The 20,705-nt window shown below is 67.1% G+C and carries 18 protein-coding genes; 11 read left to right on the forward strand and 7 right to left on the reverse strand.

Going from position 1 to position 20,705, the window contains the following annotated elements; genetic code table 11:
- The first annotated feature begins 204 nt into the window (after positions 1-204).
- The 8 genes from TabM4_RS05320 to mraY all read left to right on the forward strand — a co-directional run bounded on the left by TabM4_RS05320 (position 205) and on the right by mraY (position 8,844).
- Positions 205-408, forward strand: coding sequence for a hypothetical protein (locus tag TabM4_RS05320; RefSeq protein ID WP_434619480.1), 204 nt, complete (start codon positions 205-207; stop codon positions 406-408).
- Between the two features lie 722 nt (positions 409-1,130).
- Positions 1,131-1,637: a division/cell wall cluster transcriptional repressor MraZ gene (mraZ, locus tag TabM4_RS05325; RefSeq protein ID WP_434619483.1), complete on the forward strand. Its 507-nt coding sequence runs from the start codon at positions 1,131-1,133 to the stop codon at positions 1,635-1,637.
- 3 nt (positions 1,638-1,640) lie between these two features.
- Complete coding sequence (gene rsmH / locus TabM4_RS05330; RefSeq protein ID WP_434619486.1) at positions 1,641-2,645, forward strand: 16S rRNA (cytosine(1402)-N(4))-methyltransferase RsmH; 1,005 nt, start codon at positions 1,641-1,643, stop codon at positions 2,643-2,645.
- The gene (ftsL, locus tag TabM4_RS05335) at positions 2,645-3,040 is read left to right on the forward strand and encodes a cell division protein FtsL (RefSeq protein ID WP_434619489.1); all 396 of its coding nucleotides are present in this window, start codon (positions 2,645-2,647) and stop codon (positions 3,038-3,040) included. Before rsmH ends, ftsL begins: the two co-directional genes overlap by 1 nt.
- Positions 3,037-4,824, forward strand: a complete 1,788-nt coding sequence (locus tag TabM4_RS05340; protein WP_434619492.1) for a peptidoglycan D,D-transpeptidase FtsI family protein — start codon at positions 3,037-3,039, stop codon at positions 4,822-4,824. The genes ftsL and TabM4_RS05340 overlap by 4 nt, the downstream gene beginning before the upstream one ends.
- Positions 4,825-4,838: 14 nt before the next feature.
- Positions 4,839-6,320 carry a UDP-N-acetylmuramoyl-L-alanyl-D-glutamate--2,6-diaminopimelate ligase gene (locus TabM4_RS05345; RefSeq protein ID WP_434619495.1) on the forward strand — a complete coding sequence of 494 codons (1,482 nt, stop codon included), beginning with the start codon at positions 4,839-4,841 and terminating at the stop codon, positions 6,318-6,320.
- The gene (locus TabM4_RS05350) at positions 6,317-7,762 is read left to right on the forward strand and encodes a UDP-N-acetylmuramoyl-tripeptide--D-alanyl-D-alanine ligase (protein ID WP_434619498.1); all 1,446 of its coding nucleotides are present in this window, start codon (positions 6,317-6,319) and stop codon (positions 7,760-7,762) included. The genes TabM4_RS05345 and TabM4_RS05350 overlap by 4 nt, the downstream gene beginning before the upstream one ends.
- Complete coding sequence (gene mraY, locus TabM4_RS05355; RefSeq protein ID WP_434619501.1) at positions 7,762-8,844, forward strand: phospho-N-acetylmuramoyl-pentapeptide-transferase; 1,083 nt, start codon at positions 7,762-7,764, stop codon at positions 8,842-8,844. Before TabM4_RS05350 ends, mraY begins: the two co-directional genes overlap by 1 nt.
- Positions 8,845-8,948: 104 nt before the next feature.
- Here the strand turns inward: mraY and TabM4_RS05360 are convergent, their stop codons facing one another.
- From TabM4_RS05360 to TabM4_RS05375, 4 genes are all read right to left on the reverse strand, one after another.
- A complete protein-coding gene (locus TabM4_RS05360) occupies positions 8,949-9,491 on the reverse strand; it encodes a biotin transporter BioY (protein WP_434621931.1) in 543 nt (180 codons plus the stop codon).
- A gap of 28 nt (positions 9,492-9,519) precedes the next feature.
- Positions 9,520-10,119 (reverse strand): CbiQ family ECF transporter T component, encoded by a 600-nt coding sequence (locus TabM4_RS05365; protein WP_434619504.1) that lies wholly within the window; start codon positions 10,117-10,119, stop codon positions 9,520-9,522.
- Positions 10,094-10,831: an energy-coupling factor ABC transporter ATP-binding protein gene (locus TabM4_RS05370; protein ID WP_434619507.1), complete on the reverse strand. Its 738-nt coding sequence runs from the start codon at positions 10,829-10,831 to the stop codon at positions 10,094-10,096. The genes TabM4_RS05365 and TabM4_RS05370 overlap by 26 nt, the downstream gene beginning before the upstream one ends.
- 150 nt (positions 10,832-10,981) lie before the next feature.
- Complete coding sequence (locus TabM4_RS05375; RefSeq protein ID WP_434619510.1) at positions 10,982-12,259, reverse strand: 4-aminobutyrate--2-oxoglutarate transaminase; 1,278 nt, start codon at positions 12,257-12,259, stop codon at positions 10,982-10,984.
- Between the two features lie 194 nt (positions 12,260-12,453).
- Here TabM4_RS05375 and dprA point away from each other — a divergent pair, with 194 nt between their 5' ends.
- From dprA to TabM4_RS05390, 3 genes are all read left to right on the forward strand, one after another.
- Positions 12,454-13,593 carry a DNA-processing protein DprA gene (gene dprA / locus TabM4_RS05380; protein WP_434619513.1) on the forward strand — a complete coding sequence of 380 codons (1,140 nt, stop codon included), beginning with the start codon at positions 12,454-12,456 and terminating at the stop codon, positions 13,591-13,593.
- An 882-nt stretch (positions 13,594-14,475) separates the two neighbouring features.
- Entirely contained in the window at positions 14,476-17,061 is a 2,586-nt protein-coding gene (gene topA / locus TabM4_RS05385) for a type I DNA topoisomerase (RefSeq protein WP_434619515.1), read from the forward strand.
- 77 nt (positions 17,062-17,138) lie between these two features.
- Entirely contained in the window at positions 17,139-17,741 is a 603-nt protein-coding gene (locus TabM4_RS05390; RefSeq protein ID WP_434619518.1) for a hypothetical protein, read from the forward strand.
- Positions 17,742-17,765: 24 nt separating this feature from the next.
- On the opposite strand, the gene choV is transcribed toward TabM4_RS05390, so the two are convergent.
- From choV to choX, 3 genes are all read right to left on the reverse strand, one after another.
- The gene (gene choV / locus TabM4_RS05395) at positions 17,766-18,812 is read right to left on the reverse strand and encodes a choline ABC transporter ATP-binding protein (protein WP_434619521.1); all 1,047 of its coding nucleotides are present in this window, start codon (positions 18,810-18,812) and stop codon (positions 17,766-17,768) included.
- Positions 18,809-19,642 (reverse strand): choline ABC transporter permease subunit, encoded by an 834-nt coding sequence (gene choW, locus TabM4_RS05400; protein WP_434619524.1) that lies wholly within the window; start codon positions 19,640-19,642, stop codon positions 18,809-18,811. Before choW ends, choV begins: the two co-directional genes overlap by 4 nt.
- Before the next feature lie 90 nt (positions 19,643-19,732).
- The gene (choX, locus tag TabM4_RS05405) at positions 19,733-20,653 is read right to left on the reverse strand and encodes a choline ABC transporter substrate-binding protein (RefSeq protein ID WP_434619527.1); all 921 of its coding nucleotides are present in this window, start codon (positions 20,651-20,653) and stop codon (positions 19,733-19,735) included.
- Positions 20,654-20,705: the final 52 nt, after the last annotated feature.

A 20,705-nucleotide genomic window follows, 5' to 3' on the forward strand; every position in this document is an offset into this window, starting at 1 on the left:
CCGCAAACTGTACATACAAAATCCGGCAGGTTGGCGGTGTGATTGTTGGTTAAGGGTGCGTGGGTGCACAAGGCGGCGACCCTGTCCCGGGCCTGATCCGGGACCTCCGGCGATTTCGGGCCAGCGTCTGGACGCGGGGCGGGGCGCATCCCATCTTGGGATGGGGCGCGGCCGCGCCCTGTCCGGCTGGAGAAAGGCCCGCGCATGAGCATCGATCTTCCCCCCGTTCCGGATGTGGCGGTGCTGATCGCGCCGCAGGTGATCGAGAAGCGCAAGTCGCGCGGCGGCGCTGCGCGGGCGACAGCGATTGCCATCGGCACGGTGCTGATCCTGTCGGATGGGTCGGAATGCGTGGTGGCGGCCTTTGACGCGCAGGGCAACCCCTTGTGCCATCCGGTCGGGAACTGACATCGGCGTCTGGGGTGTGAGGGGAGGTCCCGGATCGGGTCCGGGACGGGTTTCCTGTGGCCTTTGCGGGGGCCTGCCCGGGACGGGGCGGGACGGGTCAAGGCGGCGAATCACTGATCTGGGAAAAGGTGGGAAATCCGGGATCGGAGGGCCGATTACCGTGTTTTTTGCCACATTCTTGCCATAGTCCAGGGTTCACTCGCAGCGAATGCCGGAGCGGGCGAAAAAAGTTGGGAAAATCTGGGAGAAGCTGGCCTTCACGGCGCATCACTAGATTTTGTGTTCGCTTGAGCAAATTGCGCCAATTTATGGGATGCGGCCTGTGGATAACCCTACCAAATCCTGTATTTGGCGGGATGGCCCAACAAGATGTGCCCGGTTCTGCCCGAAATTTTCCGTTGCATCCCACGTTTTCCCACTGCATACAGAACTCACGACGATGAGGACGGGCAAAACGAAAGCAGGGGCGGCACAAGACCCCGAACAGGCGAAAGCAGGCTTCATACAGGCACCCGCCTTCATCGAAACCAGAGATCCGGCGCGCGAGCGAGCAGACATCTCCCCCAGGTGGCGCGCGTAGCTGGACGCCCAGCGATGGGACAGGCGGCGGATCGAGCAGTGGCAGCAGCTCGGTCCGCCGTTTCCGTTTCAGGGCCCGGATGATCCGGGCAGGGGCCTGACGGAGCAGGGCAAGAGCTGCGTGTGAGGAGGCCGGAAGGCCGATGTCGGAGGCGTTCAGAGGCGAGTTCACCCAGAAGGTGGACGGTAAGGCGCGGGTCTTGATCCCGGCAGCCTTTCGCCGTGTGCTGGAAGCCGGAGACCCTGACAGCCCCCGCAAGCGCATCGTGATCGTCTATGGCGACGAGCGGCGGAAATTCGCGGAATGCTATACCATTGCGGGCGCGCAGCGCCTTGAGGCGCTGATCCGCCGCAAGCCCATCGGATCGCCCGAGCGGCGGCTCTTGGAGCGGAACATGATCACCCTGTCGGCGACGGTGGAGATCGACGATGACGGGCGGATCGTGCTGCCGCCCAAGGTGCGCGAGAAGATCGGCATGTCGGCGCAGGACGGCGGCGAGGCGGTGCTGGCAGGTTCGCTGGACACGTTCCAGCTTTGGAAGGCCGATGTCTATGAGGCCGATATCCTGCGGGCGGCCGAGGCGGAACTGGCGGCGCTGCCGGAGGATATGGACATCCTGTCGCTGCTGGGCGACCTGCCGGAGGTGTGAGCCTTGGCCGACAGCGATCAGGAGAGCGGTCGCATCCCCCATATCCCGGTGCTGTTGCGCCCGCTGTTGCAGGCGGTGGCCCCGGTGGAGGGCGACTGGCTGGATGGCACATTCGGCGCGGGCGGCTATGCCCGTGGGCTCTTGGAGGCTGGGGCCGCGCGGGTGACGGGGGTGGACCGGGACCCGCTGGCGTTGCAGATGGCAGCGGCATGGGCGGGGGAATATGGCGACCGGCTGCGGCTGGTGGCGGGGAATTTCTCGGAACTCGATCTTCATGCGGGCGGCATGCTGGATGGCGTCGTGCTGGATCTGGGCGTTTCGTCGATGCAGCTTGACCGGGCGGAGCGGGGGTTTTCCTTCCAGAAGGACGGGCCCTTGGACATGCGGATGAGTCAGGCGGGGGCAAGTGCGGCGGATCTTGTGAATTCGGCGTCGGAAGGCGTGTTGGCGGATATCCTTTACCATTACGGCGAGGAGCGTGCCTCGCGCCGGATCGCGCGGGCGATCGTCGAGGCGCGGGCGGTGGAGCCGATCACCACGACGCTGCGTCTGGCGGAGATCGTGGCGAAATGCCTGCCGCGTCCGAAGCCGGGGCAGAGCCATCCGGCGACGCGGAGTTTTCAGGCGATACGGATCGCAGTGAACACGGAATTCGACGAATTGGCCGAGGGGTTGCAGGCGGCGGAGCGGGCGTTGAAGCCCGGCGGGCGGCTGGCCGTGGTGACGTTCCACAGCCTTGAGGACCGGATCGTGAAGCGGTTCTTCCAGATCGCGAGCGGGGCGGAGGCCAATGCCAACCGCTATGCGCCCGCGCGGGCCGACAGTGCGGCGCGGTTCGAGATGATCACGAAGAAGGCCGTGGGGCCGGATGAGGCGGAGCTTGGCGCCAATCCGCGTGCCCGCAGTGCCAAGCTGCGCGTGGCGCGGCGGACGGCGGCGCCTGCGGCGCGCGTCGCGCCTGCCGCGCTGGGCCTGCCCGAGTTTCAACCGAAGAAAGGACGCCGCTGATGCGCCCGGTGTTTTTCGTCCTGTCGTTTCTGGTCGTGATCAGCCTTGGCTTCTGGGCCTATCGCGAGAATTACGCCACGCAGGCCGCGCTGCGCGACATGGGCCGGCTGCAGGACGAGATTGCCGGATTGCGCGAGGCGCTGACGTTGCAGCGGGCGGAATGGGCCTATCTGAACCGGCCCGAGCGGCTGCGGGAACTGGCGACGCTGAATTTCGACCGGCTGGGGCTCTTGCCGCTTGAGCCCACGCAATTCGGGGCGGCGGCCCAGATTTCCTATCCGATGCCCACCCTGCTGCCGATGGATGATTTCCCCGACATCACCGATCCGGTGGATGTGACCGGCCAGATCACCGATGAACTTGCCCCCAGCCCTGTCGACGGACAATTCCCATGATCCGCACGCCGCTTCGCCCGCTTGCCCGCATCCTTTCGGCCCGTCAGAAGGGCGAGAATCCCGACACGATCGAACGGGAGAACCTGCGGCTGCGCCATGAGGAGATCCGCGACAAGAGCCGCGCCCGTGCCGAGGTGCGGCTGCTGTTCCTGAGCATGGGGTTTCTGGCGGCCTTCCTGACCATCGGGACCCGGATGGGCATGCTGGCCGCGACCGAGCCTGCGGAGCCGCGTTCGGCGGCGGCGGGGGCGCAGATCCTTGCCACGCGGGCGGATATCACCGACCGGAACGGGCGGATTCTGGCCACGAACATGCAGACCTATGCGCTTTATGCGCAGCCGCGGGACATGGTGGATCCGGGGCGGGTGGCGCGGGAATTGGCGCGGATCTTCCCCGAGATCGACCCTATCGCTCTGGAGCGGCGGTTGACGGATGGGCGCACCTTCCTGTGGATCCGGCGGGTGATGAGCCCGGAGCAGATGCAGCGGGTGCATGAGATCGGCGATCCGGGGCTTTTGTTCGGACCGCGCGAGATGCGGCTTTATCCCAACGGGACGCTGGCCGCGCATGTGCTGGGCGGGGCGAGTTTCGGGGCGGAGGGCGTGTCGAGCGCCGAGGTGATCGGGACGGCGGGGATCGAGAAGGCGTTGGACGCGCGGCTGCGCGATCCGGCGCAGGCGGGGGCGCCGTTGCAGCTTTCCATCGACCTGACCTTGCAGGCGGCGGTGGAAGAGATCCTTGGCACCGGCAAGACGATGCTGAACGCCAAGGGGGCGGCGGCGATCCTGATGGATGTGAAGACGGGGGAGATCCTGTCGCTGGCGTCCTTGCCGGCCTTCGACCCGAATGACCGGCCCAATCCGCTGGTGAAGGGGGACCCCGGCGACAGCCCGCTGTTCAACCGGGCGGTGCAGGGGGTTTACGAGCTTGGCTCCACCTTCAAGATCTTCACGGTGGCCAATGCCTTGAACCTTGGGCTGCTGGAGCCCGAGACGATGGTGGATGCGAATGCGCCGCGGAAATGGGGGCGGTTTACCATCCGGGAGTTCCAGAACAAGAATTACGGGCCGCTGCTTTCGGTCAATGACGTGATCGCCAAGTCGTCCAATGTGGGGACGGCGAATATCGCGTTGATGGTGGGGGCGGAGCGGCAGGCGGCGTTCTTCCAGTCGCTGGGGTTCTTTGAGCCGACGCAACTGGAACTGGTGGAGGCGCCGGGGGCGCGGCCCATCGTGCCGCGGAAATGGCCGGATATCACGACGATCACGACGTCCTATGGCCACGGGATTTCGGCCAGCCCGATGCATCTGGCGGTGGCCTATGCGGCGATTGCCAATGGCGGGGTGAAGGTCACGCCGACGCTGCTGCACGGGGGCGTGCCGCAGAACGGGCCGCGGGTGATGAGCGAGGAGACGGCGCTGGCCTCGGTCAGGATGCTGCGGTCGGTGGTGGAGAGCGGGACGGCGACGCTGGCCGATGTGCCGGGCTATCAGGTGGCGGGCAAGACCGGGACGGCGGAGAAGCCCAATGCGCAGGGCGGCTATGACGAGGACAAGGTGGTGAACACCTTCGCGAGCCTCTTCCCCGCCGACGACCCGCGTTACGTGCTGGTGGTGACGCTGGACGAGCCGGTGGAGACATCGGGCAGCGAGCCGCGCCGCACGGCGGGCTGGACGGCGGTGCCGGTGGCGGGCGAGATCATCCGTCGCGTCGCGCCGCTGATGGGGTTGCGTCCGGTGGTTGAACCCCCGCCGGTGGATGAGCTAACAGCCGTCTCGAACTGAGGCGAGGGTGCGGAATGGCCGGGGTAAGGAAGCTTTCGGAACTCGGCCTGACGGGGCGGGGTGGGATTGACCCCGATCTGACGGGCCTGACGGTGGACAGCCGGGCGGTGAAGCCCGGCTTCCTTTTTGCGGCCCTGCCCGGCGCGCGGATGCATGGGGCGGAGTTCATCGGGCCCGCGTTGCGGATGGGCGCGGCGGCGGTGCTGACCGATGCCGAGGGGGCGCGGGTTGCCGCGGATGTGCTGGCGGGGTCTGACGCCGCGCTGGTGGTGGCCGAGGATGCGCGGGCGGCTTTGTCGGGCGCGGCGGCCTTGTGGTTCGGGGCGCAGCCTGCGGTGATGGTGGCGGTGACGGGGACGAACGGGAAGACGTCGGTGGCGACCTTTACCCGTCAGATATGGTCGCTGTTGGGGCATGAGGCCATCAATATCGGGACGACGGGGGTGGAGGGGGCTTGGTCCGCGCCTTCCTCACATACCACTCCGGATGCGATCACGCTGCATTCCATGCTGGCGCAGGCGGCGGGGGCTGGCGTGACGCATGCGGCGATGGAGGCGTCGTCGCATGGCTTGGATCAGCGACGGATGGATGGGGTGCGGCTGGCGGCGGCGGGGTTCACGAACTTCACACAGGATCATCTGGATTATCACGGGACGATGGAGGCCTATTTCGCCGCCAAGGCGGAGTTGTTCGGGCGCGTGCTGCCGGATGAGGGCGTGGCGGTGGTCAATGTGAACGACCCCCACGGCGCCGCGATGGTCGAGGTGGCGCGGGCGCGGGGGCAGCGGGTGCTGACGGTGGGCCATGCCGAGGGCTGCGATCTGCGCATCGCCGCGCAACGGGCGGAGGCCACGGGGCAGGAGGTGCGCCTTGTCTGGCAGGGGGTGCAGGCGCATCAGGTGAAGCTCTCGCTGATCGGGGCGTTTCAGGCGGAGAATGTGGCGCTGGCTGCGGGGCTTTGCATCGCGGCGGGCGAGGAGCCTGCGGCGGTGATGGGCGTGCTGTCGCGGTTGGGGGGCGTGCGGGGGCGGATGCAATTGGCGGCGACGCGGGCGAACGGGGCGGCAGTCTTCGTCGATTACGCCCATACGCCGGATGCGATTGCGACGGCGCTGCGGGCGCTGCGGCCGCATGTGATGGGACGGATCGTGATCGTCTTTGGCGCAGGCGGGGACCGGGACAGGACCAAGCGGCCCCTTATGGGGGCTGCGGCGCGGGAATTCGCGGATGTTCTATTCGTGACAGACGATAACCCCCGCAGCGAGGAGCCGGGGGCCATTCGTGCAGAAATAATGCAAGCCTGTCCGGAGGCGAATGAGGTGGGCGACCGCGCGGAGGCCATTCTGCGGGGCGTGGATGCCTTGGGTCCGGGGGATGCGCTTCTGATCGCGGGCAAGGGGCATGAGACGGGGCAGATCATCAAGGGGGACGTCTATCCCTTCGATGATGTGGAACAGGCGAGCATCGCGGTCGCGGCGCTGGATGGGGTGATATGATGGTGCTGTGGCGGTCCGAGGATGCGGCGCGGGCGACGGGCGGGCGGGTGACGAAGCCTTGGGCGGCGACGGGCGTGTCGATCGACACGCGGACGCTGCGGCCGGGGGAGTTGTTCGTGGCGCTGAAGGACGTACGCGACGGGCATGATTTCGTGAAGGCCGCGCTGGAGAAGGGCGCGGCTGCGGCCTTGGTGTCCCGTGTGCCGGAGGGTGTGGCGGAGGATGCGCCGCTGCTGGTGGTGCCGGATGTGCTGCGTGCGCTGGAGGACCTTGGCCGGGCGGCGCGGGCGCGGACGAAGGCGCGCGTGGTGGGGATCACCGGATCGGTGGGCAAGACGTCCACCAAGGAGATGCTGCGCGCGGTGTTGGGCGGGCAGGGGCGGGTGCATGCCGCCGAGGCGAGCTACAACAACCATTGGGGCGTGCCGCTGACGCTGGCGCGGATGCCGGAAGAGACGGAATTCGCGGTGATCGAGATCGGGATGAACCATCCCGGCGAGATTTCGCCCTTGGCGCGGATGGCGGATCTGGATGTGGCGATGGTGACCACGGTGGCGCCTGCGCATCTGGAGGCCTTTGACAGTGTCGAGGGGATCGCGCGGGAGAAGGCGTCGATCCTTGACGGGCTGCGGAAGGGCGGCGTGGCGGTGCTGAATGCCGATATCGACACGGCCCCCATCCTGCGGGCGAAGGCGGCGGAGTGCGGCGTGGCGGTGGTGGGGTTCGGCCATGCGGAGGGGGCGGAGTGGCGCATCCTTTCGGTCGGCCTGTCGGATGAGGCGACGGTGGTGCGGGCGACGCGGCGGGGAGAGCCCCTGCTGTTCAAGGTGTTGTCGCCGGGGCGGCATTTCGCGGCCAATGCCCTTGGCGCGTTGGCGGTGGCGGAGGCGCTGGGCTGTGATCCGGCGATCGCGGCCTGTGACATCGGGCGCTGGTCGCCGCCTGCGGGGCGTGGCACGCGGGAGCGGATCGTGATGGATACGCTGGAGGAAACCGGGTTCGACCTGATCGACGATGCCTTCAACGCCAATCCGGCCAGCATGGCGGCGGCGCTGGATGTGCTGATCGCTGCGGTGCCGGAGAACGGGATCGGGCGGCTGGCGGCGGGGCGTCGGATCGCGGTTCTGGGCGACATGCTGGAGCTGGGGCCGCAGGAGGGCGCGCTGCATGCCGCCATCGCGCGGCATCCGGGGCTGGAGACGCTGACGGTGATCCATTGCGTGGGGCCGCGGATGCGGGCGCTGTGGCAGGTGCTGCCGCGGGCGCAGCGGGGCGAATGGGTGGAGACGGCGGCCGAGCTTGCGGCGCGGGTGCGGTCGATCGTCGATGCGGGGGATATCGTGTTGGTGAAGGGATCCAAGGGGTCCAAGGTCAGTCTGGTCGTTGACGGCCTGCGCAAACTGGGGCAGGCGGTGGCACCCAAGAACGAGGGGACAGTGTAATGTTCTATTGGCTGAGTGCCTTTTCCGACGGTGGCGACGTCTTCAACCTCTTCCGCTATCAGACGGTGCGGGCGGGCGGTGCCTTCCTGACGGCGCTGATCTTCGGTTTCGTCTTCGGGCGGCCCCTGATCGATTTCCTGCGGCGCAAGCAGAAGAAGGGGCAGCCCATCCGGGATGATGGCCCGCAGAGCCATTTCGCCAAGGCGGGGACGCCGACGATGGGGGGGCTTTTGATCCTGTCGGCCTTGATGGTGTCGACGCTGCTCTGGGCGCGGTGGGACAATCCTTACGTCTGGATCGTGCTTCTGGTGACGCTGGCCTTCGGGTTGATCGGGTTCGCCGATGACTATGCGAAGGTGACCAAGCAGAACACGCGCGGGGTGCCGGGGAAGGTGCGGTTCGGGGCGGGGCTTCTGATCGCGGCGCTGGCGTCCTATGCGGCGTCCAGTTTCCATCCGGCGGGGCTGACGAACCAGTTGGCGTTTCCGTTCTTCAAGGACCTGCTGTTGAATCTGTGGTGGTTCTTCATCCCCTTCGGAATGGTGGTGATCGTGGGGGCCGCCAATGCGGTGAACCTGACGGACGGGCTGGACGGTCTGGCCATCATGCCGGTGATGATCGCGGCGGGGACCTTCGGGGTGATCGCCTATGTGGTGGGGAATGCGAATTACACCGAGTATCTTGGGGTGCATTTCGTGCCGGGCACCGGGGAACTGCTGATCTTCTGCGCGGCGCTGTTCGGGGGGGGCATGGGTTTCCTGTGGTACAACGCCCCTCCGGCGGCGGTGTTCATGGGGGATACCGGGTCGCTGGCGCTTGGCGGGGCTTTGGGGGCGATTGCCGTCTGCACCAAGCACGAGATCGTGCTGGCCATCGTGGGCGGGCTCTTCGTGGTGGAGGCGATGAGCGTGATCATCCAGGTCGCCTATTTCAAGCGGACGGGGAAACGCGTCTTCCTGATGGCGCCGATCCACCATCATTTCGAGAAGAAGGGCTGGGCCGAGCCGCAGATCGTGATCCGGTTCTGGATCATCTCGCTGATATTGGCGCTGGTGGGTCTGGCGACGCTGAAGGTGCGGTAGGGGGCAAGATTTTTTCTGCGAAAAATCTTGGTTTGCGGCCCCGCTTGCGGGGCCGCTTGCGTCTTGGGGCGAAGAATTTTCGCAGAAAATTCTTCTGGGTTGGGTCAGTTGCGCGACAAGAGGACGCCCGGGCGCATCCGGGCGAGGCTGTGGGTGACAAGGCCCGCAAGTGCCACCTTGATCAGGTCGCCGGGAAGGAAGGCGGTGATCATCAGGGTGGCTTCCGGAAGGGTCTTGTCGAGCATCAGCGCGAGGCCGGGAATGCCGAAGGCATAGAGCGTCACCACGCCACCCGCGAAAGCGCCGATGCCTGCGGCCCAGCCGACGGGGAGCGGGGCTTTCTCGGTGATGAGGCCCGCGACGAAGGCGGCGACTGGAAAGCCAAGGAGGAAGCCCACCGTCGGCGAGGCGAAGACGCCGAGGCCCCCGCGCCCGCCCGACAGGAGCGGCAGGCCGATGGCCACGAGCAGCAGGAAGAGCAGCACTGCCAGCGCCCCGCGCCTTGCGCCGAGGACCGTGCCGCAAAGCATGATGCCAAGGGATTGCGCGGTGATCGGCACGCCGAAGGGGAGCATGATCTGCGGGACGAAGCCCAGCACCGCGATGAGGGCGGCGAAGAGGGCGATGTGGGAGAGGCTGCGTTCCATCATGGGCTCCTGTTCCGGGTGGCGGAGTTTAGCCCGCCCCGCCGCGAGCGCGCAAGGATTCGGCGACATGGTCGGCCTCGTCCAGCGCGGCGAGTGCGGCGGGGATGAGGATGCGCCAGCCGGGGCGGCGCGGGCTGCGGGCGGACCATGCGGCGCGGATCGTGTCGATGCGGTCCGACAGGACGGGGATGAAGCGCAGGGCGAGGGCCAGCGCCAGCGTGAGGCGGCGGGTGGGCAGGCCCACGCGGGCGAGCGGGGCGGTCAGGCGGTCAAGCGTGGCGAGCATGTCGGAGAGCCGCGTCGTCATGGTGACGAGGTTGGCCAGGGCCATGGCCGTGATCAGGCGGAGCGCGATGGTGGCCCCTTGGGCAATCTCGCCCGTGATGCCGTGCCAGAGGGCGAGGAGCGCGAGGAAGGGCCAGAGCGGGCGCAACTGGCGCAGGGCGGTGGTGGCGATGGCGCGCCCGAGGGCGAGATGCAGGGCGGCGAGGGCCATGGCGAGGGCCGCGAGGGGGAGGGGTGTCGTCAGCCGGAAGAGGAGGATCGTCGCGGCGCAGAGCAGGGCGAGTTTCAGTCCGGCGGGCCAGCGGTGCAGGGGCGTTTCAACGGGGGAGGTGAGGGTCAGCATCGGCCTCTCCCAGACGGGCCATTTCGGCGGTGAAGGCGGGAAGGACGTCGGCGGGCGGGCCATCGGCGCGGATGCGGCCATGGTCCAGCCAGAGGATCCGGTCGCAGGAGGCGACGGCGGCGGGGGCGTGGCTGATGGTGATCAGGCGCTGGGGAAGGGTGGCCAGGCGTCGGGTCAGGCGTGTGGCGGTGGGCAGGTCCAGCGCGGCGAAGGGTTCATCGAGAAGGATGGTGCGGGGTTCCATCAGGAGCACCGCCTGCAGGCAGAGCCATTGGCGCTGGCCTTGGGAGAGGGTGGAGGTGGGCCGATCTGCCCAGTCGGCCCGCCCTTCGGCGGCGAGGGCGGCGCGGGCGCGGGCCTCGGCATCCTTGTGGCCCTGCTGGCGCAAACCGAAGGCCAGTTCCTCGGCCACGGTGGGGAAGAGGATCTGCCGGTCGGGGTTCTGGAAGAGGATGCCAAGGCGCGAGAGCATCCCCTTGCGGTCTCGGGCGGGGTCGATGCCGTCCACCATCACGCTGCCGGAGGTGGGTGCGGCAAGGCCCGCCATCAGCCGCAGGAGGCTTGTCTTGCCCGATCCGTTCTGGCCGATGATGCCGATACGGGGTTCGATCAGCGTGAGCGTCAGGTCCGACAGGATGGTCTTGCCATGTATGACGAGAGAGGCGCCCCGAAGGACGATGCCCTGATCCGACTGTACGCCTGCCCCTGTCATGCAGGAGCGATTAGCGCATGAAAAAGGGCCGTTCCAGAAGAAACGGCCCGTCTTTATCCGTTCTCAAATATCCCACCGGGGGTCAGCTATCGAGTCGCCACCGGTTCGAGACCGATGGCTGACGGGGTGTGAACCCCTCCGCTTCCGACGTCAGCCCTGACGTGCTGCCGCGACGGCCTCTTCGAGGATGTCCATCGCCTCGGCGAAATGGGCATCCGGGATGGTGATGGGCGCGAGGAAGCGGATCACGTTGCCATAGACGCCGCAGGTGAGCAGGATCAGGCCGCGCTTCAGCGCTTCCATCCGGACGCGGCCGGTGAAGCCTGCGTCGGGTTCCTTGTTCGAAGGATTGGCGAATTCGACGGCGACCATGAAGCCGGGGCCGCGGATGTCGATGATTTCGGGGGTGGTGGAGCGGATCGCCTCCAGCCGCTGTTTCAGGTGCGAACCGAGTTCATTGGCGCGGGCGCAGAGCTGTTCTTCCTCGATCACGTCGAGGACGGCGTGGGAGGCGGCGATGCCCAGCGGGTTGCCCGCATAGGTGCCGCCGAGGCCGCCGGGGTTGGCGGCGTCCATCAGTTCGGCCTTGCCGGTGACGGCGGCGAGGGGGAGGCCGCCCGCGAGGCCCTTGGCCATGGTCGTGAGGTCCGCGGCGACGCCGTGCATCTGCATGGCGAAGAGGTTGCCGGTGCGGGCGAAGCCGGTCTGCACCTCATCCGCGATCATGACGATGCCGTGCTTGTCGCAGAGCGCGCGGATGGCGCGGACGAGGTCGGTCGGGGCCTCGTAGAAGCCGCCTTCGCCCTGCACGGGTTCGAAGATGATGGCGGCGACGCGGGCGGGGTCGAGGTCGGCCTTGAAGAGCTTTTCGATGCCCTTCATCGAGTCTTCCGTCGAGATGCCGTGCGGGCCCATCGGGAAGGGGACGTGGAAGACATCGGGCATCATGGCGCCGAAGCCTTTCTTGTAGGGTTCGACCTTGCCGGTCAGCGACATGCCCATGAAGGTGCGGCCGTGGAAGCCGCCGCCGAAGGCGATGACGGCGTTCCGGCCCGTGGCGATGCGGGCGATCTTGATGGCGTTCTCGCAGGCCTCGGCCCCGGTGGTGACGAAGATCGTCTTCTTGGCGAAGTCGCCCGGAACGGCGGCGTTCAGGCGTTCGGCGAGGCGGATGTAATTCTCGTATGGCAGGACCTGATGGCAGGTATGGGTGAAGCGCGACATCTGTTCCGTCACGGCGGCCATGACCTTGGGGTGGCAGTGGCCGGTGTTCACCACAGCGATGCCGGCGGCGAAGTCGATATAGCGGTTGCCTTCGATATCCCAGATTTCCGCGTTCTTGGCGCGGTCGGCGTAGATCTGGGTCATCATGCCCACGCCGCGGGAAATGGCTTCATCCCGGCGGCGGGCGACTTCGGCGTTCTGCATGGCGAGGCTCCAAGAGAGGGTCCGGCGCGGACCGTGTTTTGTCGCGCATTTGATCAAACTTTGCGCCCGGCTTCAATGCGGAAGGCGACGGGGCAGGGGGAAATTGCGTCGCGCTGCAGTGGGGCTGCGGGGATTCACCGCAGTTTAAGGAATCGGCGCGAGGATTGCGGTGCAGGGCGACAGAAGGTGGCAGGATGCGCGATTTTCAGGATGACGATCCGTTGGACAGGGTTCGGCTGATCCGGTCGCGGCGGGTGGGGGCGGTGACCTTCCATCGGCTGGTGGCGGAGCATGGGTCGGTGGCCGCGGCCCTTGCCGCGCTGCCCGAGGTGGCGCGGGCGGCGGGGGTGGAGGATTACACCCCCTGCCCGGTGGAAGTGGCGCGGCATGAGATGGCGCAGGCGCGGATTGCCGGGGCGCGGATGCTGATCCCCGGGGATGGGGCCTATCCGGCGGCGCTTGCGGAATTGCCGGACGCGCCGGCGTTCCTGTGGATGCGGGGCGATGCGGGGCTGTTGTCGCGGTCGATGGTGGCGATGGTCGGGGCGCGGAATGCGTCTTCGTTGGGGTTGCGGATGGCGCGACGGTTGGCGCAGGCGCTTGGCGCGGCGGGGCAGGTGGTGGTTTCTGGCCTTGCGCGCGGGATCGATGCCGAGGCGCATGAGGCGGCGCTGGAGAGCGGGACGGTGGCCGTGATGGCGGGGGGGCTGGACGTGCCCTTTCCGCAGGAGAATGCCGCACTGGCGCTGCGGATTGCCGAGAAGGGGTGCCTTCTGTCGGAGCAGCCGATGGGACTGGTGCCGCAGGCGCGGCATTTCCCCCTGCGCAACCGGATCGTGGCGGGGCTGTCGCGGGCGGTGGTGGTGGTGGAGGCAGCGGCGCGGTCGGGCTCGCTCATCACGGCGCGGGATGCGCTGGACATGGGGCGCGAGGTGATGGCGGTGCCGGGGCATCCGTTCGACGCGCGGGCGGCGGGGTGCAACATGCTGATCCGGGACGGGGCCACGCTGGTGCGGGGGGGCGAGGATGTGATGGAGGCGCTGGGCGCGCCGGTGCTGATCGAGGCTGTTGCGGAGGCGGGGCAGGGGGCGCGGCCGATGGCGGGGGCAGTGGCCGGGCAAGTGCCGGGACCGGTGCCGGAGCGGCGGCCGCTGGCGGAGATGGCGGCGCTGCATGGTCAGATACTGGCGCGGTTGGGGCCAAGCCCGGTGCCGGAGGATCAGTTGATTCGCGATCTGGCGCTGCCGGTGGAGGCGGTGGCACAGGGGTTGGTCGCGCTGGAGATGGAGGGGCGGGTCATGCGGCAGGCGGGTGGCATGGTGTCGCGGGCATGAGGGGAGGGCGGCGTGGGATCTGACTTGTGGCGTGCGCGCCGGAGTGGTGGAGCGTTGCGAGGCGGGGATGATGGTGGCGCGGGTGCGTGTCTGGCTGCGCTTCGTCGCAGGCGAGACGTAGCGAGGGCGAAACTGGCGTGGTCGCCGTGCCGCGATGGGTGGCGTGGTCAGGGTTTGCCCTTGGATAGGCCGGGGCCGTTACGGGCGGAGGGTTCCCGTTGGTCTGTATGGGGTTCGGTGCGTTCAAAAGGGGGATCAGGGCAGTCCGTTCTGGTTTGAGAGCGAGGGGCATCCAGGGCGAAAGACACGTGGCTGCCGTGCCTCGGCGGGCGGCGCGGTCTGGTTTGACCTTTGATGGGCTGTGGTTGTTGCGGGTCTAGGGTCGTCGTGGGGGAAGAGGGGGATCGGTGCAGTCTGGATTGGGAATTGCCGCTGCTCAGAGCGCGACGCGGTGCAGGTCTGGGCGGAGTTTGCCGCTGTTCGCGGCAGGGCGGGGTGCAGCCGGGAGTCTGGGCTGTCACTTTTCAGGACGGGAAGGGGTTTCGTCTGGAACGCGGAGTGAGGTCGCTCTGCCGGAGCGCTGCGCCGGGCGCTTCTTTGCTTTGCGGGTGATCGGTCAGGGCGTCGTCGTGGGGGCGGGGGCACGAAGACGTGTGGCGGTTCCGGGCCGGCGGCTGGGGTCTTGCGGTGGTGAAAATGGGGCCGTGGCTTGGGGCGTTCCTGCGGGGTGGGGCGGGATGTGCATCCGGCCGATTTGGCAGGGGCGGCATGGAGGGAGGCTGCATCGACACCGGCGCCACCGCCATGGGCCGCATTGACAAGGGCGGGGGTTCGCCCACATGTTGCCGCGCTGTTGACCCGGGCGGATTGGAAGGAATTTTGATGGCTGTCGTCGTTGTGGAAAGCCCCGCCAAGGCGAAGACCATCAACAAGTATCTCGGCCCCGATTTCACCGTGCTGGCCTCTTACGGCCATGTGCGCGACCTGCCGCCGAAGGATGGATCGGTCGATCCCGAGCAGGATTTCCGCATGGAATGGGAAGTGGCGGCGGAGTCGAAGAAGCATGTCCGCGCCATTGCCGAGGCGTTGAAATCCGACGACACGCTGATCCTTGCCACCGACCCCGACCGCGAGGGGGAGGCGATTTCCTGGCATCTCAAGGAGGCGCTGGCCTCTTCGATCAAGAAGGGGAAGAGGGTCGCGCGGGTGACCTTCAACGCGATCACCAAGGATGCCGTCACGAAGGCGATGAAGGAGCCGCGCGAGGTCGACGAGGCGCTGGTCGAGGCCTATCTGGCGCGGCGGGCGCTGGATTACCTTGTGGGTTTCACCCTGTCGCCCGTGCTGTGGCGCAAGCTGCCGGGGGCGAAGTCGGCGGGACGGGTGCAGTCGGTCTGCCTGCGTCTGATCGTCGAGCGCGAGATGGAGATCGAGGCCTTCCGCGCGCAGGAATACTGGACGGTGAAGGCCGTGCTGGTGACTCCGCGCGGGCAGGAATTCGAGGCCCAGTTGACCGTTCTGGGTGGGAAGAAGCTTTCAAAATTCGACATTCCGACGGCGGAAGCGGCAGAATTGGCGGTGAAGGCTGTCGCTTCGCGAACATTGGCGGTGAAGGCGGTGGAGGCGAAGCCCGCCACGCGCAACCCGTGGCCGCCCTTCATGACATCGACGCTTCAGCAAGAGGCGAGCCGGAAATACGGCATGGGCGCCAAGGCCTGCATGAGTGCGGCGCAACGCCTGTATGAGGCGGGCCATATCACCTATATGCGGACCGACGGCATCGACATGGCGCCCGAGGCGGTCATGGCGGCGCGGGACGAGATCAAGCGGCGCTTCGGCGCGACTTACGTGCCCGACAGCCCCCGCATGTACAAGAACAAGGCCAAGAATGCGCAGGAGGCGCATGAATGCATCCGCCCGACCGACATGTCGGCGGGGCCGGAGAAGCTGCGTCTGGTCGAGGCGGATCAGAAGAAGCTCTATGAGCTGATCTGGAAGCGCACCATCGCCAGCCAGATGGCGGCGGCGCGGCTGGAGCGGACGGCGGTGGATGTGGGCAGTGCCGATGGCGAGGTGATGCTGCGCGCCAATGGGCAGGTGGTGCTGTTCGACGGCTTCCTTGCGGTCTATGACGAGGGCCGGGATGACGATGGCGAGGATGAGGGCCGCCTGCCGCAGGTGATGCAGGGCGAGGGGGTGGAGAAGCGGTCCGTCGCGCCGGAGCAGCATTTCACCCAGCCCCCGCCGCGCTATACTGAGGCGACGCTGGTCAAGCGGATGGAGGAGCTGGGGATCGGGCGGCCGTCGACCTATGCCAGCATCATCGGCACGATCCAGGACCGGGAATATGTGCGCAAGGACAAGAACCGCCTGATCCCCGAGGACAAGGGGCGGCTGGTGACGGCCTTCCTGACCAACTATTTCCGCCGCTATGTGGATTTCGATTTCACCGCCGATCTGGAGTCGCAGCTTGACGACGTTTCGGCCGGAGAGCGGGATTACAAGGAGGTGTTGGCGCGGTTCTGGCGCGATTTCAGCGCGGCAATTGCCGAGACGGCGGATCTGCGCATCGGCGAGGTGCTGGAGAAGATCGACGAATTCCTTGGGCCGCATCTCTACCCTGCGCGGGCAGATGGGTCGGACCCGCGGTCCTGCCCGGTCTGCGGCAACGGGCGGCTGCATCTGAAGACGGCGCGGTCGGGCGGGGCCTTCATCGGCTGCGGGAATTACCCGGAATGTCGGTATACGCGCCCCATCGGCGGTGGGGATGAGGGCGGCGCGATTTCGGCAGATGGCACGGTGCTGGGCCATGACGAGGATGGCCAGCCGATCACCCTGCGGGCGGGGCGGTTCGGGCCCTATGTCCAGAAGGGCGAGGCGAGCGAGGCCAATCCCAAACCGCCGCGGGCGAGCCTGCCGAAAGGGTGGTCGCCGGAGTCGATCACGCTGGAGCGGGGGTTGCAACTGTTGAACCTGCCGCGCCCGATCGGGCCGCATCCGGCGGATGGCGTGCTGGTGGAGGCGGGGATCGGGCGGTTCGGGCCCTATGTGAAGCATGGGTCGGTCTATGCGAACATTCCGGATGTGGAGGAGGTCTTCACCATCGGGATGAACCGCGCGGTGGAGGTTCTGGCGCAGAAGGCGACGCGGGGGCGTGGCAGCGCCGCGCCTGCTGGGCCGCTGCGGGTGCTGGGCGAGCACCCGGATGGCGGCGAGGTTCAGGTGATGCCCGGCAAGTACGGGCCTTATGTGAAATGGGCCAAGGTGAACGCGACCCTGCCCAAGGGCATTGAGCCGGAGGCGGTGACGCTGGACGAGGCTCTGGTCCTGATTGCCGAGAAGGCGGGCAAGGCCGGGGGCAAGAAGGCGGCGAAGCCCAAGGCTGCCGCCAAGCCCAAGGCTGCCGCGAAACCGAAGGCTGCGGCCAAGCCCAAGGCTGCGGCCAAGGCCAAGGCGGCAAAGGCCTGACACCTTTCGGATAGGCGACAGGGCGCGCGTCCTCTGCTAGGCAGGGGGCCTGTTTGGTTTAGCGCTGGGGGTGGGTCGTGCGTCTTTCGGTGGTTTTCGTTGCCTTGGCGGGGGTGGCCCCGGTTGCGGTCCTTGCGCAGGAGCCTTTCGAGGGGCGCGGCTATGTCATCGCCTGCGGGGAAGAGGGCTGTTTCCTGAACTCGGCGGGGTTCGATCTGTTCGTGGCGGCGGATCAGGGGGCTGGGATGTTGGTCGATCTGCCGATGCTGGCGGCGGTGGAGGTGCGGGGGAGCCTGTCGGAGATCGGCGATTCCTCTGCCGCTCTGCGCCTTGAGGCGGTGGAGCGGGTGGCGGATGACCTTTACGAGGGCAATCTGCAGGCGATGCAGGGCGACTGGCGGCCCGTGGGCGAGGCGAATCCCTTCACCATCGGCATCTACGGGATGGATTGGACTGAGATCCTTATGGAGGAGGAGCAGGATCGGTTCATGATGTCGGTGGGCGATGCCTGCGCGGATGGGGTGACCTATGCCGGGATGGCGATCAGCCTGTACCGCTATGGCGACGATCCGGGGGCGGATGCCTGCTGGGGCATGGAATTCATCGATGATGCGCGCATGTCGCTGCGCGATCTTTCGGGCGATTTCGGCGTGGTGGATTTCGAGCGGGTGATCGACTGACGGCACCCATCGACCCGCGCGGGGTCAGGCCCCGCGCGGATCGATCAGACGCGCCATGACATCTTTGGCGCGGATGGCGCCGATGGGCTGGCCTGCATCGGTTACCGAGAGTTCGGTCGCACCGTCGCGCAGCATCTCCATCACCTTGCGGACCGGGGTTTCGGCATCGATGGCGGTGCCGGTGGCGGTTGCCCCCTTGGCCATGACGTCCCGCGCGGTCAGGACGCCCAAAGGGTTCATGTGCGCGACGAAATCGGCGACATAGTCGGAGACGGGATTGGCGATGATCTCGCGCGCCGTGCCGCATTGGACGATGCGGCCTCCTTCCATCAGGGCGATGCGGTTGCCGATCTTGAACGCCTCGTCCAGATCGTGGGAGACGAAGATGATCGTCCGTTTCAGTTTCGCCTGAAGGTCGAGGAGTTCGTCCTGCAGCCGCGCGCGGATCAGCGGGTCGAGCGCGGAGAAGGGTTCGTCCATCAAGAGGATGGGCGCCTGCGTGACGAAGGCGCGGGCGAGGCCCACGCGCTGCTGCATGCCGCCGGAGAGTTCGCCCACCTTGCGGTCGGCCCATTGGGTAAGGTTCACGAGGGCGAGCTGTTCGTCCACCTTGGCCTTGCGGCCTTCGGGCGGGATGCCCGCGAGTTCTAGCCCCAGCCCGACGTTTTCGCGCACCGTGCGCCAAGGCAGAAGGCCGAATTGCTGAAACACCATGGCGATGCGCGAGAGGCGGAGTTTGCGCAGGGTTTCCGGGGTGGCCTTGGTGACGGAGGTCATGCGGTCGCCGTCCCAGACGCGGACTTCGCCCCGCACGACGGGGTTGAGCGCGTTGACCCCGCGCAGGAGGGTGGATTTGCCGGAACCGGAGAGGCCCATGAGGACGAGGATCTCGCCCTCGGCCACCGAGAGCGTGCAGTCATGCACGCCGAGGACCTGCCCGCAGAGGGTCTGCACCTCGGCGCGGGATTTGCCTTCGTCCATCAGGGGAAGGGCGCGGTCGGGGTTGTCGCCGAAGACGATGGAGACGCGGTCGAATTCGACGGCGTTACGGGGGGCATTGCGCGCGGTCATTTGCGGGTCACCCGGAGCATGCGGTCAAGGAGGATGGCGACGACGACGATGATGAAGCCGGATTCGAAGCCGAGCGAGGTGTTGACCGAATTCAGCGCGCGGATCACCGGCACGCCAAGCCCGTTCGCCCCGACGAGGGCCGCGATGACGACCATGGAGAGCGAGAGCATGATGGTCTGGTTGAGCCCGGCCATGATCTGCGGCAACGCCCAAGGCAGTTCCACCTTCCACAAGGTCTGGCGCGGGGTGGCCCCGAAGGCGGTCGCGGCCTCCAACAGCGCCTGCGGCGTGGTGGAGATGCCCAGATGCGTCAGCCGGATCGGCGCGGGCAGCACGAAGATCACGGTGGCGATCAGGCCGGGCACCATGCCGAGGCCGAAGAAGACGATGGCCGGGATCAGGTAGACGAAGGTGGGCAGGGTCTGCATCAGGTCGAGGATCGGCACCAGCGCGCGGTAGAGGCGCGGGCGATGCGCGGCGGCGATGCCGATGGGCACGCCCAGACCCATGCAGACGACGCAGGCGGCAAGGATTAGGGTCAGGCTTTCGGTCGTTTCCTCCCAATAGCCTTGATTAAGGATGAAGAGGAAGCCGAGGAAGGCCCCGAGGCAGACCTTCCACGACCGTTGCAGATACCATGTGAGCGCGAGGAAGGCCGCGATGACGACCAGCGGATGCGGCGTTTGCAGCACCCAGAGGATGCCATCGATCATCGCCTCCATCACGGCCGAGATCGCGTCGAACAGCGGGCCGAGATGGGTGTTCATCCAGTCAAAGATGGCTTTCGCCGTCTTGCCGACGGGTATCTTGTAGTCGGTCAGCCACTCCATCCGCAGCCCGCTCCCTTCGTCTCGGAAACAAATACCCCGCGGGGGTCCGGGGGCGCGAAGCCCCCGGGGGTCGATGCGGGGTGGTCCGGTTTACTGGAGGGCGGCCGCGACGGCGGCCTTGGCATCGCCACCGTCCTTGGTGGTCACGCCTTCGAGCCACGGCTCCCAGGTGGCGGGATTGGCGGCGAGCCATGCCTTCGCCGCATCGCGCGGGTCTTCGCCGTCATTCAGGATGGCGCCCATGATCTCGTTCTCCATCGGGAGCGAGAAGACGAGGTTTTGCAGCAGTTTGCCGGTGTTCGGGCATTCCGCGACATAGCCCTTGCGGGTGTTGGTGTAGATGGTCGCGCCGCCGAAGTCCGGGCCGAAGAGTTCGTCCCCGCCGGTGAGGTAGGTCAGTTTGAAATTGGCGTTCATCGGGTGGGGTTCCCAGGCGAGGAAGACGATGGGTTCGCCCGCCTCGGTCTTGCTGGCCACTTCGGCGAGCATGCCCTGTTCGGAGGATTCGACCAGTTCGAAGCCCTCCATCCCATATTTGGTGATCGCCTCCAGCACCAGCCGGTTGCCGTCATTGCCCGGTTCGATGCCGTAGATTTCGGAACCCAGCGCCTCGGCGTGGTCCTTGATGTTGGTGAAGTCGGAGATGCCGAGGGCCGCGCCATGTTCGTTCGTGGCGAGCGTGTATTTGGCACCTTCGAGGTTGGCGCGGACGGTGTCGACCGTGCCCGCGTCGCGGTAGGGGGCGATGTCGGCCTCCATCGAGGGCATCCAGTTGCCCAGGAACACGTCGATGTCGCCTTCGGCGAGGCCCGTGTAGGTGACGGGAACCGAGAGGACCTTCGTCTCCGTCTCATAGCCCAAGGCTTCGAGGATCAGCGTGGTCGCGGCGGTGGTGGCGGTGATGTCCGTCCAGCCCACATCCGAGAAGACGATCTGGTCGCAGCCTTCGGCGGCGACGGCACCTGCCAGCGCAAGCGTGGCGACGCCGGCGAGGAGGGTGGATTTCAGCATGGCAGTCTCCCTGTCGGTTTTTGTTGATTGACGAGTCAATAGACTTCACGCT

Origin of the sequence: Tabrizicola sp. M-4 (genome assembly GCF_051132405.1) — a bacterium.
Lineage (GTDB): Bacteria > Pseudomonadota > Alphaproteobacteria > Rhodobacterales > Rhodobacteraceae > Paragemmobacter.